Raw genomic sequence first — 16,867 nt, 5'->3', positions numbered from 1 at the left:
ACGAAGACGATGGCAGTAACCATCAAAGATGTCGCAAAACGTGCTAATGTTGCTACTTCCACCGTATCCCGTGTCATTCAAGACAGCCCCAAAATCAGCGAAGCCACCAAGGCACGTGTCCGTAAAGAAATGAAGGCGCTTGGCTATGAGCCCAACTATTCAGCTCAGAGTCTGGCTAACCGTGTCACACAGTCGATTGGCATTATTATGCCTGAATCGGATGTGGCAATCTTTCAAAATCCGTTCTTTCCGGAAAGCCTCCGCGGGATCAGCGAATGGGTAAATGAGCACAACTATACACTGTCAATTGTCACAGGAAAAACGAGCGATGAATTGCTATCCCGCGTGAAGCTGATGACCCGGACCGGACGTGTTGACGGCTATATTGTTCTGTACTCCAAGCAAAAAGATAGCATCGTGGAGTATCTTCATAAAGAAAAAATACCTTACGCCGTAATCGGTAAGCCTCAGCAATTTGTCAGTGAAACCACCCATGTAGACAACGATAACTACCAAGCTGCCAAAGATGTGGTCACTTATTTGACTGGGCTGAATCATCAGCGCATTGCTTATGTTGGCGGTGATCATGAACACATCGTGAATATTGAAAGACTCCGAGGCTACCAGGATGCGCTGCGAGAGGCGGGCTTGCCTCTATCAAAGGAATACGTGGTCAGGGAGTCATTTAATCTGGAGGACATGCGCACGTTATTGCAGGCTACCCCGCCGCCTACCGCGATGATCGTTAGCGACGACCTTGTAGCCATGGCAGTACAGAAAATGCTTTCTCAGCTAGGTGTGTCCATGCCGGAACAGCTTTCCATGGTGAGCTTCAACAATCTGATGCTGGCTGAGCTGATGAATCCCCCTCTTACTTCCGTAGATATTGATATCTTCACCCTGGGTTATCAGGCAGCCAAAAGTCTGATCGAAAAAATCGAAGACCCCAAGGAGCTAACCAAGCATATCATTGTTCCCCACCGGATCGTAGAACGCAAATCCAGTCAGGCGCTGTTATCTTCCAAGGAATGAACAAAAACTGATTTTGTGGACATCCATAAAATCAGTTTTTTTGCGTTGACAGGGCAAACGGTTGCACTATATACTGAACTCGCTCATATACTGGTTTCGTTAAAGCAACGATCTCATTTTCCGAGAGGGGTACGCAATCATGGTTTACAACCGATTATTTGACGTAGATAACTGGAAACTGACAACCCACACTCTACATACACCACACATGCGATTACAAGAAAGCATAATGTCCATAGGCAACGGTTATATGGGCATGCGCGGCAATTTTGAAGAAGCCTATTCAGGTGATCATCATCAGGGAACTTACATCTCTGGTGTCTGGTTCCCCGACAAAACAAAGGTCGGCTGGTGGAAAAACGGCTATCCCGAGTATTTTGGCAAGGTCATCAATGCCATGAACTTCATCGGCATCGGTCTGATCGTGAACCAGCAGGAAGTAGATTTATTCACAGCAGACATCCGTGATTTTGTGCAGGAACTGGACATGAAGCAAGGTATTCTGCGGCGTGCCTGTACCGTGAACGGTCAGGTTCGTATCACCACGGAACGTTTTCTAAGCATCACCACTCGTGAACTATGCCTGATTGATTACCAAGCAACCAATCTAAGCGAGCAGCCTCTAACGATTGAGCTTGTTCCTTATCTGGACGGTAATACGAGAAATGAGGACACCAACTATCATGAGGTGTTCTGGCTGGAGGAAGCGCGCGAGGTTCAGGAGCAATTCATCAGCCTATCCACAACGACGATAGATAATCCATTTGGTGTTCCGCGTTTTACCGTAAACGCTACCATGGGTATTGTGACCGCAGGACAGGATCAGCAAACGACGGAAGAAGGCTTTTTGTATGCTGCACGCCACTATCAATACAGCGTCGCTCCAGGCGACAGTATCCAACTGCAAAAAATTGTGGCCGTTACCACCTCACGGGATATGGAAAAGGATGCACTGATTCCACAAGCTGAACGCATCGCCGTAGAGGCTGTAAACAAAGGCTACACCTCCCTTAAGCAGGAGCATATCGCAGCTTGGGCCAGACGTTGGGACAAAGCGGATGTAGAAATCGAAGGGGATACGGAGGCCCAGCAGGGAATACGTTTTAACATTTTCCAGCTATTCTCTACGTACTACGGTGAAGACGCCCGCCTGAACATCGGACCGAAAGGCTTTACGGGTGAAAAATATGGCGGTGCCACGTATTGGGATACGGAAGCATATGCCGTACCTATGTACTTGGCGCTTGCGGACCCGGATGTAACCCGAAATCTGCTGCTGTACCGCTACCAACAACTTGAGGGTGCCAAGCATAACGCGACGCAGCAAGGTCTTCGTGGAGCACTGTATCCTATGGTCACCTTTACGGGTGTGGAGTGTCACAACGAATGGGAAATTACCTTCGAGGAAATTCACCGTAACGGGGCCATTGCATATGCCATTTACAACTACACCAACTATACGGGCAACTTGACCTATTTACGGGAATATGGAATAGATGTACTGGTCGAAATTAGCCGCTTCTGGGCGGATCGAGTTCATTTTTCCCATCGCCATCAGCAGTATATGATCCACGGGGTTACCGGGCCTAACGAATACGAAAACAACGTCAATAACAACTGGTATACCAATACACTTGCTGCATGGGTTTTAAAATATACGTTATCGGTTTTGCCGCAAATTTCTTCAGAGAAATCGGAGAGGCTGGCTGTTACTGAGGATGAGCTTGCGCATTGGCAGGATATCATCAACCGCATGTATTATCCTTACGATGAGGAACGGGGCATATTCGTACAGCATGATACCTTTCTGGATAAGGATTTGCGGCCTGTATCCTCCCTTGATCCAAGTCATCTGCCACTAAATCAGAAATGGTCATGGGATAAAATCCTCCGTTCTTGCTTCATCAAGCAGGCGGATGTGCTGCAAGGTCTGTATTTCTTCGGAGATCAGTTCACACTAGAGGAAAAAGCGCGCAATTTTGCATTTTATGAGCCGATGACCGTTCATGAATCCAGTCTGTCCCCATCCATTCACGCTGTGCTGGCTGCCGAGCTCAAAATGGAGGAGAAAGCAGTCGAGATGTATAAACGGACGGCTCGCCTGGATCTGGATAATTATAATAACGACACCGAGGACGGACTGCATATTACCTCCATGACGGGAAGCTGGCTGGCGATTGTGCAAGGCTTTGCCGGAATGAGAACATATAACGAAACGTTGAGCTTTTCCCCCTTCCTGCCTCAGGGCTGGAGCAAATATACGTTTAAAATCAATTATCGCGGTCGCCTGCTAAGTATTCTCGTACAGGAAAATGAAGTAATCATTACGCTGTTGGACGGAGAACCCCTGACGCTGGAGCTGTATGGACAGCCAACGCACATTACCCATGGGCAGCCGTTACTGACAAACAGTGTTTCATAAATCGGGCAGACAGGGGGAAACCAAATGAAGGCAGTGATTTTTGACTTGGACGGAGTCATTACAGATACCGCCGAATATCATTTTCAGGCATGGGGCAGCTTGGCGGCAACGTTGGGTATTCCTTTCGACCGGGAATTTAATGAGCAGTTAAAAGGAATCAGCCGTACAGAGTCACTCGACAAAATACTGGCGCGTGGTGATCGGGCCAATGCGTATTCAGCCGATGACAAGCAGGAACTGGCCGCACAGAAAAATACCGAATATCAGCGGCTCATCTCGGCCTTGACCCCGGCAGATGTATTACCGGGAATCCGCGCGCTCCTAACGGAGCTACGTGACGCCAGGATCAGGATCGTGCTGGCCTCTGCGAGCAAAAATGCAGCGTTTATACTGGATAGGCTGGAGTTGACGCACTATTTTGACAGTGTGGTGGATGTCACAGCCATTCGGCATGGCAAACCCGACCCGGAAATCTTCCTCACCGGAGCCGCCAATCTGGGCGTTCAGCCTGCCGACTGTATCGGTATAGAGGACGCGCAGGCCGGAATCCAGGCGATCAAGAGTGCAGGAATGTTCGCGGTCGGCGTAGGAACGCCCTCGCAAATGCAGGGTGCCGATATCGTAGTGGCCACTACAGCCGAGCTGTCTTTGAGGATGCTGGAGGATTATTTTAGTAAGTTGAACTGGAAATGTACATGAGGTACCACTGCGCAGGCGGATGGTGCTTCCCATCGCTGTTGCCCCCGGATTTCCTGAATGATCGCACAATGTTTGAAATCCGGGGGCAAAGGCGACCGCTCCGCTTGTACAGCACCATTCCGCCTACTCCGTTTTCCATGTGAATTTTTCGATTTCATCTTATATAATAAGTTTTAAAAAGGGGAATGTCCTATAGAAGTGAATTTGATTGGCCGGTGGACCCGTTCCACCAGTTTTTTATTAACTCTTCTCCCCTAAATGTTACGTTGACCTTGACAAAGGGAAGCTCATATACTTCTGTAATGTTCATCTAGGCCCCCTGATCCCCACATAGCGTTCTTTTGCCATAACCTTGGCACGAGAGGTGTGAAAAAAACAATACTCACGCTGAGGATCTACTCTGTGCAGCTCATTATACCGTTTAAAAGCATCAGTCGAATCATCGAATGTATCAATTACGGTCATTTCTTCAATGAAACGCTGACCATCCTTGGAATAGGCTTTGGTCGCCTCAAGTACGACCCATTCATTGGGAAAACGTTCTTTAACTTCTTCCCATCGCATTTCAGACACCTCCCATATTTTGAGAAGAACATAATGTATATAACTCGATATTTTATAATGTTATTCGACATTATTATACCATCTCGAAGTACTTTATATTGCAAAAAGACCACAACTTCCGATTTGAAGTTATGGGCCAAAGTTTATTTTTATATAGAAGATCAGACATTCTTAAATTGGTGTCTCGTCATTAATGTAGGCTCGTAAATCTTCTTTTAGTCTTAATATCTTATGATTATATTCATTTCCATATTCCTCCCTCCTAAAAAGGTACCATTTCCACAAGTATATTCTAAATTCCTTTGGAAATCTGTCGTTCGTCAAAGGTTCTATTTATCTGATAATAAGGTGCTATTTTAGATAAATAGTTGAATAATAAGACAGGTTTATGTGTAGTTGCAGAGGCTTTTTAATTGTGAATGAGATGTACAAATGATTATAATAATCCAACCGGCTCAAAAAAATAAGGCCCTCTAATAGAGAGCCTTCAAAAGTATTTATATCTATTATTCAAGAGATGCCTCTCTGGCAAAGTCTTGTGACAGGTCATTTCAGCGTTTTTATGACTTGAAGGACTTTCTCTTTGGTGTCTGGGTGATTATTCGCATATTCTGTGAAGGCTTCTTGCAAAATGGTTCTTTGATCCTTTTCGGTAACAAATGACCAGGTACGCAGCATCGCAGCGAACTCTTCCGGAAATCTAAAAGATAGCGCATTCCTTGCCAAAGCGATTACCTCCTATTCTTAATAGCTTGCGATAGAGCAGCCAGTGAAATAACCAGACCGACCAAAGCGATGATAAGGGTAACAGTTTGCATACTGATGCCTCCTTTATGGTTTCTCGAATTTGTAAAATATATTTTACAACAGAGAATGAAGAGGGTAAGATAAGCATAAGATGATAGGGTGCAGGAAGGGGATTGCTCCCCAACCTTGCTGATGATTCAAGCCTTCTTACGCTGCAACGTAAGGGGCTTTTTACTTTACCCGGCGGTTGTTTTTCTTGGCTGTTTGGAAATTCATCCAAGCGGCTGCGAGATTAACCAGTGCCGTGAGTAGAAGTACAATCGCGGTCCCCATCGTCTTAGGTTCTCCTTTCCGGAGTGCTTACTACACCCTCTCAGAATATAGTACTATATGTATATACTGCTATCAATACAAAAGTGGAGGATTTTGGAGATTGCCAAGTAGCTCCAAGTTCACCTATATCGTGCGTATATCAGTTGCTATATTCGTTAAATAAAACATATTGTTTTCCTCCTCATACAATCCCTAAACAGGATCATCAACACTAATATATTAGTAATATTTATTTTATATTTATAATAGTGATTTAATCTCTAAAAGAAAACATCCCCACCCGCATGGAAACTTTCCATCTGCTCCCTTCACCTCAATTTACGGTCATGAACTGATATAATGGAAGAGTTAAGCTTTCATCGGATTGACTATTCTCTCTTAGGAGACTAATGCATATGAAACCAACCTATCTTATGGATGATATACAGTGGCAGCAGCTTATCCAAAACGTAGCTGACCATTTTAATGACGTGACAATCAAACGTGGCTTTCAATATTTTAAGCAAGGAAAGGTAAAAGAATTTACAATGCCTGACGCCGACCATATCGCGGCTGTCGTAGATGGGAACGAGCTTTACGAGGTGGATCTCCACTTGAGCGCTTTTGCTGCCAGTCGATGTACATGTCCGGTTCATAAGAACTGCAAGCACATGATCGCCACACTGCTGAATTATGCGAATGTGCAGGAACGTTCCGTACATGCGTTGGTGAACGCCCATTCAGCGGGTTTGACCCGGTTGGCTGCAAAAATTGACGTGCGCACCACCGCGCCTACTTCCCGGTCGACTCCTTCACCGGATCGCAAGGAGGCTGCAAGGAACACGCTCAGCAAAACAGCAAGTCGCATAGCAGATATGCCCATCTCAGAATGGCATGACCTGTTCGATCAGTGCATCGCCCTCAACCATGTGAATACGCAAAATTCCCAATATGTCCAAAGCGCTCTAGCCTCGATATATGCTGTGAAGCCGCCGCTTTCACCCGGCATGCAACAGTTGTACGGACTGCACGCTCATCTGCGTGTGCTGGAAAAGCTGGTGCCTCAGTCACCTATGCCGGGCTATCCCACCCATTCCTATATGGGGTATTACATGCAAATCGCCGCCGATGAGCTTAAAGAAGCTATCGAGCGTGATTTTGAGAGCCAGCTTGTCCTAACACCTGCCCTAACCAATGAATCGATTCAAGAAGCACGCATGGCAGAGACCTTGGCCTATTTACGCCGAAAAATGCTGACAGAATCGCGTAACGGCACTTATTTTTCAGACGCGTACTACCGATTTTGGCTAAACTGGATGCGTCCCCAGCAGAAAGATTCCACTTCCAGCATATATGCGGAGGAATTACTACATTTGCAGACGGCTGAGGATGAGCTTGGGACAGCTTTGGCCCGGCTTCCCTGGATGCTGGCCCAAAGCTGGATGTATTTTTACCAGTCACAGGATGATCAAGCCTGGTCGCTGCTTCAGGAGGCCGAAAAAGCTTTTCCGCTAAAAATCTCTTCGAGTCAGTTGCTTTTGTTCTTACATGCCTTACGTGAAGCCGAGGAATGGTCGCGCCTCAAGGACGGACTACGGCATATCGGTCCCTTGCTCCACAGCCATCGGGACGATCATTTGCACGATTATATGAAGAATTGGGATATGGTTTTGCAGCATCTTCCAGAAACAGAGCAGGAAATGTGGGATACACTGGTTGGAATGCTTCCTTTTGCCGGCGGAATGTATGAAGAAGCACTGCTTGCCCACGACAAATGGCGGCAATGGATTGACTATCAGCTAAGTATACGCAGCGAGCCTTTGAGTTTTCGGGTGAGCGTGTTGCAGCCCATTGAAAAGAACGCGCCGGAGCTGCTGCTGCCCTTTTACCATCAGGCGGTGGAACGATATGTGTTGGAAAAAAACAGATCCAGCTATAAAGCAGCGGTCAAGCTGTTGAAGCGGCTGTTCAAGCTATACAAAAAAATGAAGCAAGAGCCGCGCTGGGAGCTGTTCTTCGCGACCTTCACCAGCCGTCATAGCCGCCTGCGGGCGCTACAGGAGGAATTGCGGAAAGGGAAATTGTTATCATGAACCAATATACGGAGACGATTACGATACACATCCAGTTAACCACCTATGGAGACGCGCTGATTTATGGCGATTCGTCTATGAACTACAGCATTTCCGGCCAGATCCTGAAGCAGCGTTTATTTGCTTGGCACGAGGCTTCTTTCTATGGCACCGAGCTGGAGATTCAACACGTTCAGGACACGGATATTATCCTCCTCCCCTCGGAGCAGGTGATTCCCTTTCTGACGGAGCGCAAATTGCTGGAGCATATCGAATGGATCTGGGACGAGGACAATGCCCCGTGGCTTCGGCTGATCCCTCTACTTGCCCATTGCATTGAAGCGAAAGCCTACGCGCCTAGCTTCACAGCATTTCAGACAGGGAAGCTACAATGGATTTGGGATGCGGAAGTACTGGAGGCGGCGGAGGCGCGAGAGACGTTAGAGGCGTTAGAATCGGGGAAAACGCTGGAAAGCACCAAACCGGCAGAGCTTGCTCTGCTTGACAGCCTGGAGAAGGACGAGCGCGAAGGGCTGGTAGCGGCGTTCTCGGCCGCCGTGTTTCAGCGCTGGTACGGCACGGAAGCGGAAGCCGCCGATTTGCGAAGAGAATATCCAATTCTCTTCGCCCAAAACCGCCCGGCCGCGGCGGGTCTGGATGCGCGCGCATGGCTTATCGCTATTGGCTGGAAGGCCGATACCGCGCCCTTCCGCCCGCTTCTGCAACTGCTGGAGCCAGAGCTGGAGAACGACGATCCGTCGTGGCAGCTCAAGCTTGTGTTGCAGGACAAGCAGGACCCGGCACTGCTGGTGTCTGTACAGCTCGCCGATGATGGGCATGCGTCCGGTCCATGGCCTGATGCATGGACAACCCATGTGCGTGAGCGCTCAGCCGGATGGCTGGAGCGCTTGACCGCGATTTTGCCCGCCGGGCAGCGTACCGGAAGCCGCGATGACGTGCTGGATCGCCCGCTCTCCGACGAGGCGGCGTGGCAATTCCTGACGACCGACAGCCAACGCTTGCTGGAGGGCGGTTGGCAGGTGCTGCTGCCCGCTTGGTGGGAAGCAGCCACCCGCAAGAAGCCGAAGCTGCGAGCCAAGGTTCGCCCGGGCGAAGGCGGGGGTGAGCGCGCAAAGGGCAGCTCGCTGTTCGGACTGGACTCGATTGTCCAGTTCGATTGGCGTGTTGCCATTGGCGATGCCGATCTGAGCGAGTCCGAGTTCGCCGAGCTGGTGGCCCGCAACGAGCGGCTGGTACGCTTCCGCGGGCAATGGATCGCGCTCGATCCCGCGCTGCTGGCGCAAATCCGCCGAGCAATGGCCGGGATCGACAGTGCTCAGGGATTGTCCTTTCAGGACATCCTGCAGCTGCACCTGCTCGGCAACGACGATGAGGCAGAGGGCGACGCTACGGGAGAGCAGCCGGAGGATGCGGCACGCTTCCGGCTGGAGGTCGAGCTGAACGGGCATCTGCTGAAGCTGATCAGCCAGCTCGGGCGACAGTCGGAATGGCCCGCACTGGACGTGCCGGATGGACTGCAAGCCGAGCTGCGGACGTATCAACGGGACGGATACGCGTGGCTTGCCTTTTTACGGCGCTTTGGACTGGGCGCCTGCCTTGCCGATGATATGGGGCTTGGCAAAACGGTGCAGTTTATTGCCTATTTGCTACATCTGCAGGACATCGCCGCAGAGACAGGCGTCCGCTCCAGTTCGCTGCTGATTTGCCCGACTTCGGTGCTAGGCAACTGGCAAAAGGAACTCAGCCGATTCGCCCCTTCATTGAAGGTCATGCTCCACTATGGAAGCAAGCGGGATCAGGGAGACTTGTTTCGCGAGGAAGTCGAGCAAGCTGATGTCATCCTGACCTCCTTTGCTACAGCAACCCTCGATCAGGAGCTGTTACAAAGCATAACCTGGGACTCGGTTTGCCTGGATGAAGCGCAGAATATTAAAAATGCGCAAACCAAGCAATCCACCGCCGTTCGCAGCTTCCCTGCACGGCATCGTATTGCGCTGACCGGGACGCCTATTGAAAATCGGCTGTCCGAGCTATGGTCGATTTACGATTTTATCAATCCCGGTTATCTGGGCAGCACACGCGCCTTCAGCAATCGGTTCATCAATGCTATCGAGAAAGAACATAACGAGCAGCGAACAATAGACCTGCAAAAGCTGGTTCAGCCCTTCATGCTGCGACGCAAGAAGAAGGACCCGGCTATACAGCTTGATTTGCCCGAGAAAAATGAGATGAAAACGTACATTCACCTCACTTCCGAGCAAGGTGCGCTCTATGACCAAATTGTTAAAGAACTCATGGAACGGATGCAGAAGCTGGAGGGAATTGAGCGAAAGGGAGCCATTTTATCCGCCCTGACCCAGTTAAAGCAGCTTTGTGACCATCCTGCGCTCTTAACCAAGGAGGCGGCCCCGGATGCCACAGCTTCCGGTTATAGTCAGCCTGATTTTGAAGCTGTCATCAGCCGTTCATCCAAGCTGGAGCGCATTCTGGCCATGGTCAAGGAGCTACGGGAGGAAGGCGAGCGCTGCCTTATTTTCACACAGTATATTGGCATGGGTCGAATGCTCCAACAGGTGCTCGCTCAAGAGCTACAAGAGCCGGTGCTCTACCTCAATGGCAGTACGTCCAAAACGGCCCGTGACCGGATGATTGATCAGTTCCAATCTCACGCACTGCCGCCTGACGAGCAGCCGTCCGTATTTATTTTGTCGCTCAAGGCTGGGGGGGTGGGTCTGAATCTGACAGCCGCCAACCACGTCTTTCACTTCGACCGCTGGTGGAATCCGGCTGTTGAAAATCAGGCCACAGACCGCGCCTACCGGATGGGACAAACGAAAGATGTACAGGTGCACAAGTTCATCTCACTGGGCACGCTGGAGGAACGCATTGACGAAATGCTGGAGAGCAAGCAGCAGCTTAGTGACCAGATCATTTCCAGCACCGAGGGCTGGATTACTGAGCTGTCGACGGATGCGTTGAAAGAACTCTTTACGCTACGGCGCGATTGGGCATGATGAGGTATATAAACTTAATTTTTAAAAAGTAGTTTATAGCACAGTCCCAAACTCCTTTGTGTGCATCTACTATCACATCACAACAAAGGAGTTGATATGAAGTGGCCATTCGTCCTCCTCAAACCTTGAAGTCTACGGGCAGAAAGGTTCCTGTTACGAAATTTCGTAATGTAAGTCCTACGCAAACCCTTCGTCGGTTCACAGTCATCTGGGCCCGTAATGATGGAGTACCTTTTATTACAACGGGATTTTTTGCAGTGCTCCGGCGTACAAATGGAAGCTTTGTGCAAGCCGTGAATTTCGACGGTTTCGGCACAGCCCGATTCAGCAGGGTCCGCACACCTACGAACCAGCCTTATATTTTGCGTACCTTTAGAGACGATGGAACGTTGTTCCGGGTCAGATCGGTACCCGCTGGTGTGTCCTCGTTTGTCGTTATCGGTTAAGCGCTTGCCGAACGCGTCCTGAAAGTGTATACGAAAAAAAGCAGCCAGGAACAGAGTATATCTGTCCCGGCTGCTTTTTATTCCAATGCTATTTTTCCAATATACTTATTCGGAATCTTCCACCGTTTCTGTAGCCTTCGAAGCGGCTGCTTTGTATACGGTTTTAAGCCAGTTTTCACTCGACCAGTTCAGCTTGCCTGCACCTGCTCCGTCCTTGGCCTGCAATTGAGCAACCAGGTTTTCAGGATCTTCGGCTGTGTAGCTGTATGGCAACGTCGTGAATCCATTCCAAGAGAAGGCCTTGTCCTTTACAGGATACGGAGCTAACGGGCTATTTGCATCGTCGCTGCCTCCTCTGAATACGGTGCCGTTATCCGATAAGATGACGTCCTCTGCTTTGATTTTACCTGTGTAATCTGCAGCGTTTGGATCCTTTTGGTTATTACGAACAGGAGAAAATACATCTATTAAATATGATTTTTCAAGCAGTACCGCGCCATTTTCTGTTGAAATCGCACCGTTACCTATTACGTCAAAATGGTATCCCTTGGCAGCAATCGCTTTTTCCATGTCAGGCGTAATTCTTTTTTTGGCTCTGGCCAATCCGGCATCGTCCATAACGATGTTATAGGCATGGGCATTACCACCACGCAGACGAGGCATGCGGTCCTGAATATCCAGATAGTAATTATGATGCAGCGTCACTTCCAAATCTGCATTGTCGCCAGCCATCTCCGTAGCACCAACCAGATGCGCTTTCTTTTGTCCTGCTGCAATATCAATGATATCTTCTTTACTCATTCCTACTGCACTGCTTCTCAGATAAGCATACATAGGGTAGGAAGATTTGTCTGCTTCCATAGCGTCAACCTGTTGGGTCACCCAGCTGTTGGAGCTGCGGTCATCTCCTTTGAATAAGGACCAGGAAATGGTAACTCCGTTACTGCCTTTTTTCACATCCACCAAGCCATCATACGCTTTGTTGAATGTACAATGGTCAATCCATACTTTGGAGCTTTGGCCTTCAACCGTGATATAATCCCAGTCATTCTTGTCATAGTTCCCTTTGGTTGCTTCATCCCATTCCCAAAGCTCGTCAAATTCGAGGTTACGGAAAATCAAATTAGAGCTTCTTTTGATAACAAAGCCAGCATGTTTGATTTTAGCACCATTTGCCGAGAAAATCGTGATTCCATTCAAGTTTTCTATATAGATTTTGCTCACACCTGTTTTTTTCAAAACGGGATTTGTCAGCACAGGGTTGTTTGCGCTAAAAGGCATGACCTTCGCAGCAGCAGGCATTTCGTTCCATCCCAAATCAAGATCATTCATGATCTCAATAACTTTGACTTTAGTACCCTTTTTAAGTGCTTCGTTGAGATCTACAGCGTTGTAAACCTTTTTGTAGTTGGCATCTGTATCCGCAATGTTGCCACCACCTGTATTACCATACGAAAAGCCAGTCAAATTATAGTTATTTTTGGAGGTTACATCAGGGTTCACCCCAGGAGTAGGGTTATCTGTACCTGGTGTTGGATTCACAGGTGTTGTACCTGGATCTGCTTCAGAAGAAGCACCGGATACGATAACATTATCGAACTGGGCAACCGCCTTGGAGGTTACCAAACCAATGGCTCCGGAAGCAAGGCTGGAATCTGTTGCGGCCAGCTCCAGCTGATTATTGACATACATCTTAATTTCCGAACCGGACAGCTCCAGCTTCACTGTGTACCATGTATTGGTGTCCAGTTTGTAGTTCATGTTGGTAGCCAGTGTCTTCATAGAGCCGTTTACCTTTTTACGAATTTCAAGTGCTCCGCCCTTCTTGTTGTACAACGAAGCCGCGTAGAAGTTATCGGCATCTGTATATCTGCCTGCAACATATACCCGGTTGGAGCCGTTAAAATCATCTACATACACATCTGCTTGCACACTGTAGTTCGTCCATGAGGCATTACCTTTAACGGATTGGCTTTCACTTCGACTAGATTGTTGGTATGCAAAGCCATTTCCATCCTTGACCACAGACCAGTTCCCCGAGCCTACTGTCCAGCCCTGAGCTTCACCTTGTTCAAAATTGTCATTTACCTGTAAATTCCCATCTGCATACGCATGACCTAGTAACGGTAACGATAAAGACAGCGCCAACGAACTGCTCAGCATTACACTTGCACATTTCTTCAACAAACTCGGCTTCATGTAACAATCTCCTTCTTAAATGGATTAATGAATATCAAAACAACTACCTCCAATAATTATAGACACATAAAGAAATATTAAAATATGCCTAATTACTTATCTTTTGTCTTAAATTCTCTATTAACTTTGCATCTTTTTTTCGTGAACACACCAAATGCCTTTGCATAAAATCACAAAAATCACTTTTTTTATTTTTAAATAAGACATAAGGTTGTCATATTGAGAGTGGTACATATAAAGGGTTAATATCATGATTACAATGTAAAGGAGCGATCAGATGTCCAGCTACCAGTACGCCTCCAAAACGGAGTTAAAGGAAGCCATCCATGCCTCCTACCTGCTATTCGACAGTGAATTCAAGGAGGTAGCCGAGGAACAAAAGGATATTCGAATTCCCGAGGTAGATAAAACCCCTACTGAAATGATTGCCTACCAGCTCGGATGGCTACAGCTTGTCATGTCATGGGACAGAGACGAAAAGGAAGGAAAAACCGTCATCATGCCTGCACCAAATTATAAATGGAATAGGCTAGGCGAACTTTACCAATCCTTTTACAAGACCTACTCCCATCACTCTTTAAGTGAATTACGCCATTTATTCAAGTTGACCGAGCAAAAATGGCTGGACTGGATTGACACACTCAGTCATGAAGAACTCTTCATACAGGGCATTCACAAGTGGACTGGCAGTAACCCGAACTGGCCCATGGCCAGATGGATTCATATCAACTCTGCGGCACCGTTTAAAACATTCCGGGCCAGGATACGAAAATGGAAGAAATACAACGTTCAGCATTGATGAAAAAAAGTGCGCATTGTGCTACAATACTTGAGTTGTATCGGGATACATTCAGGGAAGGGTAAGTGAAACGCCATGCTTATTATTGGTATTGCCGGCGGTACGGGTTCCGGTAAATCGACGGTAGCACGCGCTGTCGTTGAACGTCTGGGATCTAATAAAGTGACTTTCATATCTCAGGATAACTACTATAAAGACCATTCACATCTGAGCTATGACGAACGTGCTTTGGTCAATTATGATCATCCGTTTGCCTTTGACAACGAATTGCTTATTGAGCATCTCCATTGTCTGAAAAAAGGACAAGCGACCCACGCGCCAGTATATGACTTCACGGTTCATGCTCGTTCTACAGACGAGACGGTAGAGCTTCTGCCGAATCATATCGTCATGCTAGAAGGACTGCACGTACTGTCTGACGAAAAGCTCCGTCAACTACTCGACATCAAGGTATTTGTCGACACCGATCCGGATGTGCGTATACTTCGCCGGGTACTTCGAGATATTGAGGAGCGAGGCCGCACCATTCAGTCGATCCACGATCACTATTTGAGTACGGTTAAGCCTATGCACGAGGCATTTATTGAGCCTTCCAAGAAATACGCTGACCTGATCCTTCCTGAGGGAGGACACAATGAGGTTGGTATTCAACTGCTGTCTATTTTGACTGAAAAATATTTGGCAGGAGATCGGACATGGGGTACCGTTTAAGGTAAAGGTAGCCCGGTTTACTCAGGCTGTCGAGATCTTCTCGGCGGCCTTTTTTGTCGTTTTACATGCCATTTGAACTAAATTACCTTTGGATTAGACAGAGGTTTATGTTAGCATGTAAGGATTAAATGCTTTATATTTAAGCTAAGTTGGAAGCGTTATCAACTATGTGTCTCAATGATGTGACGTCCGCCTTATGGAGGTCTTTTTTTGAATAGGTATAATTACGGAGAGTGCTGCCATGAAAGAGCTATGCAATATTTTGATTGTAGATGATGAGATATTGGTACGGCAAGGGATCAAGCATCATTTATCGTGGGAACAGTATGGATTTCGCATTGTAGGCGAGGCTTCTAATGGAAAAGAAGCGTTAGCGCTGATTGAGACTTTGCGCCCGCATATTGTCATTACGGATATCGTGATGCCTATCATGGACGGTGAAGAACTGACGCGCATTGTCAGACAGAATTATCCTGATATTGAGGTCATTGTGCTCAGTAGCTACGGCGAGTTTAACTACGTGCGATCCACCTTCCAGCAAGGTGTTGCTGACTATATTTTGAAGCCCAAGCTGGACACGGATGAGCTGCTTCAAGTGCTCCAGAGAACAGCCCGCAAAATTCCGTCCATTCAGTATCAGGCGGATGCCGGGAATAACCGAATTACGATGGATCATGTGATAGAAAAGCTCGTTTCCGGCTATAGCATCGACTATGACGCGGAACTGCTGAAGCAGGAATTTCCGTATGCCCGTTTTGCACTCATAGGCGTGGGGCAGGCGGAACCACAGGGGAAAGTCCACTCCCACCCTGCCTCGGACCTATTTTCCAAACTCACCGATCGAGTGACATCTACCTGTGAACATATCGTGTTGCGACAACTGCCATCTGATGCACACGCGGCTGTTTTTTTAGCTAATCTTGATCCGCGTGAATTACACTCCTGGATGGCTACGGTCCGAGAAGTAGCTCAGGAGACGAAGCAAGTCGAGCCACAGACAGGCTGGGCGATCAGCCGTTTGTTTGATGATTTTAATCAAATGAGCGAGGTCTATCAGGATGAACTGCCCAAACTGCTCAGCTATCGCTTTTACTTCCCAGGAACCGCGCTGCTGATGGAAGACGAACTCCCCAAGCCTGTTCAGGTGAACAGCTCGTTTAACTTAAAACAGTTCACGGAAGAAATGAAGCGTGAGCATTTTGATACGGCTTTTCAGGATTTGAGGTCTTATGTAGCCGCTATGTCCGGCAACTATACCTCCACCGCTTTTGAATTCAAATCCCTTCTCGGGAACATCGTATTCAACATTACGATTTTGCTCGGGAATCAGGGGTATGATATGAAGGAACTGGATGCGGCGAAATACTCCTATTTCAAAACAATTAACGATGCCCCTCACGTACATGAGGCAGTGCGATTGTTGGAGACCTTTTTAGAAGAAGCGAACATGCAGATTCTGGCCAAAACACAGCAAGGAAGCAGTACGAGCATGAAGAAGCTGCTGGAATATATCGAGGAACATCACGCGGAAACGCTCAATTTGAGGACACTCGGTCAATATTTTCATTTTAATCCCTCTTACTTGTCCAGTTATTTTACAGCTCACCATACAGAGGGCTTCAGCGAGTATCTGAACAAAATTCGGGTTGAAAAGGCTGCTGAGCTGCTGCGGTCGGGGACGATGTCCATTTCGGATATTAGCAGCACCGTTGGCTATTCGGACCCCAGCTATTTTACCAAAGTGTTCAAAAAGGTTACGGGTTACTCACCCAGCCAATATCGCCGGGAGCCTCTCCATTAGAGAGCAAGAGCATATCTGCCAGCAGAAA

12 protein-coding genes are annotated in these 16,867 nt (G+C 47.9%); 9 read left to right on the top strand and 3 right to left on the bottom strand.

Going from position 1 to position 16,867, the window contains the following annotated elements:
* Window positions 1–9: 9 nt before the first annotated feature.
* The 3 genes from AC0WRU_RS01370 (at window position 10) to pgmB (ending at window position 4,153) form a co-directional block, all read left to right on the top strand.
* Window positions 10–1,032 carry a LacI family DNA-binding transcriptional regulator gene (locus AC0WRU_RS01370; protein ID WP_476126921.1) on the top strand — a complete coding sequence of 341 codons (1,023 nt, stop codon included), beginning with the start codon at window positions 10–12 and terminating at the stop codon, window positions 1,030–1,032.
* Between the two features lie 139 nt (window positions 1,033–1,171).
* Window positions 1,172–3,454, top strand: a complete 2,283-nt coding sequence (locus AC0WRU_RS01365) for a glycoside hydrolase family 65 protein (protein ID WP_476126920.1) — start codon at window positions 1,172–1,174, stop codon at window positions 3,452–3,454.
* A 24-nt stretch (window positions 3,455–3,478) separates the two neighbouring features.
* Window positions 3,479–4,153: a beta-phosphoglucomutase gene (gene pgmB, locus AC0WRU_RS01360; RefSeq protein ID WP_476126919.1), complete on the top strand. Its 675-nt coding sequence runs from the start codon at window positions 3,479–3,481 to the stop codon at window positions 4,151–4,153.
* A 306-nt stretch (window positions 4,154–4,459) separates the two neighbouring features.
* Here the strand turns inward: pgmB and AC0WRU_RS01355 are convergent, their stop codons facing one another.
* Window positions 4,460–4,717, bottom strand: coding sequence for a hypothetical protein (locus AC0WRU_RS01355; RefSeq protein ID WP_025686343.1), 258 nt, complete (start codon window positions 4,715–4,717; stop codon window positions 4,460–4,462).
* Window positions 4,718–5,263: 546 nt separating this feature from the next.
* A complete protein-coding gene (locus tag AC0WRU_RS01350; protein ID WP_025686342.1) occupies window positions 5,264–5,443 on the bottom strand; it encodes a hypothetical protein in 180 nt (59 codons plus the stop codon).
* Between the two features lie 749 nt (window positions 5,444–6,192).
* Here AC0WRU_RS01350 and AC0WRU_RS01345 point away from each other — a divergent pair.
* The 3 genes from AC0WRU_RS01345 (at window position 6,193) to AC0WRU_RS01335 (ending at window position 11,329) form a co-directional block, all read left to right on the top strand.
* Window positions 6,193–7,869, top strand: a complete 1,677-nt coding sequence (locus tag AC0WRU_RS01345) for an SWIM zinc finger family protein (RefSeq protein ID WP_476126918.1) — start codon at window positions 6,193–6,195, stop codon at window positions 7,867–7,869.
* Window positions 7,866–10,883, top strand: coding sequence for a DEAD/DEAH box helicase (locus AC0WRU_RS01340; RefSeq protein WP_476126917.1), 3,018 nt, complete (start codon window positions 7,866–7,868; stop codon window positions 10,881–10,883). The genes AC0WRU_RS01345 and AC0WRU_RS01340 overlap by 4 nt, the downstream gene beginning before the upstream one ends.
* 101 nt (window positions 10,884–10,984) lie before the next feature.
* Window positions 10,985–11,329: a hypothetical protein gene (locus tag AC0WRU_RS01335; protein ID WP_476126916.1), complete on the top strand. Its 345-nt coding sequence runs from the start codon at window positions 10,985–10,987 to the stop codon at window positions 11,327–11,329.
* Between the two features lie 105 nt (window positions 11,330–11,434).
* On the opposite strand, the gene AC0WRU_RS01330 is transcribed toward AC0WRU_RS01335, so the two are convergent.
* Window positions 11,435–13,528, bottom strand: a complete 2,094-nt coding sequence (locus AC0WRU_RS01330) for a pectate lyase family protein (protein WP_476126915.1) — start codon at window positions 13,526–13,528, stop codon at window positions 11,435–11,437.
* Window positions 13,529–13,805: 277 nt separating this feature from the next.
* Between AC0WRU_RS01330 and AC0WRU_RS01325 the strand changes: the two genes are divergently transcribed.
* The 3 genes from AC0WRU_RS01325 to AC0WRU_RS01315 all read left to right on the top strand — a co-directional run bounded on the left by AC0WRU_RS01325 (window position 13,806) and on the right by AC0WRU_RS01315 (window position 16,839).
* A complete protein-coding gene (locus AC0WRU_RS01325) occupies window positions 13,806–14,327 on the top strand; it encodes a ClbS/DfsB family four-helix bundle protein (protein WP_476126914.1) in 522 nt (173 codons plus the stop codon).
* Between the two features lie 75 nt (window positions 14,328–14,402).
* Complete coding sequence (gene udk, locus AC0WRU_RS01320; RefSeq protein WP_476126913.1) at window positions 14,403–15,038, top strand: uridine kinase; 636 nt, start codon at window positions 14,403–14,405, stop codon at window positions 15,036–15,038.
* 241 nt (window positions 15,039–15,279) lie between these two features.
* Window positions 15,280–16,839, top strand: a complete 1,560-nt coding sequence (locus AC0WRU_RS01315) for a response regulator transcription factor (protein WP_476126912.1) — start codon at window positions 15,280–15,282, stop codon at window positions 16,837–16,839.
* Window positions 16,840–16,867 lie beyond the last annotated feature (28 nt).

The organism is Paenibacillus sp. 1-8 (assembly GCF_056316205.1).
The sequence above is the reverse complement of the archived record's forward strand: the minus strand, read 5'-3'. Positions and strand labels throughout refer to the sequence as shown.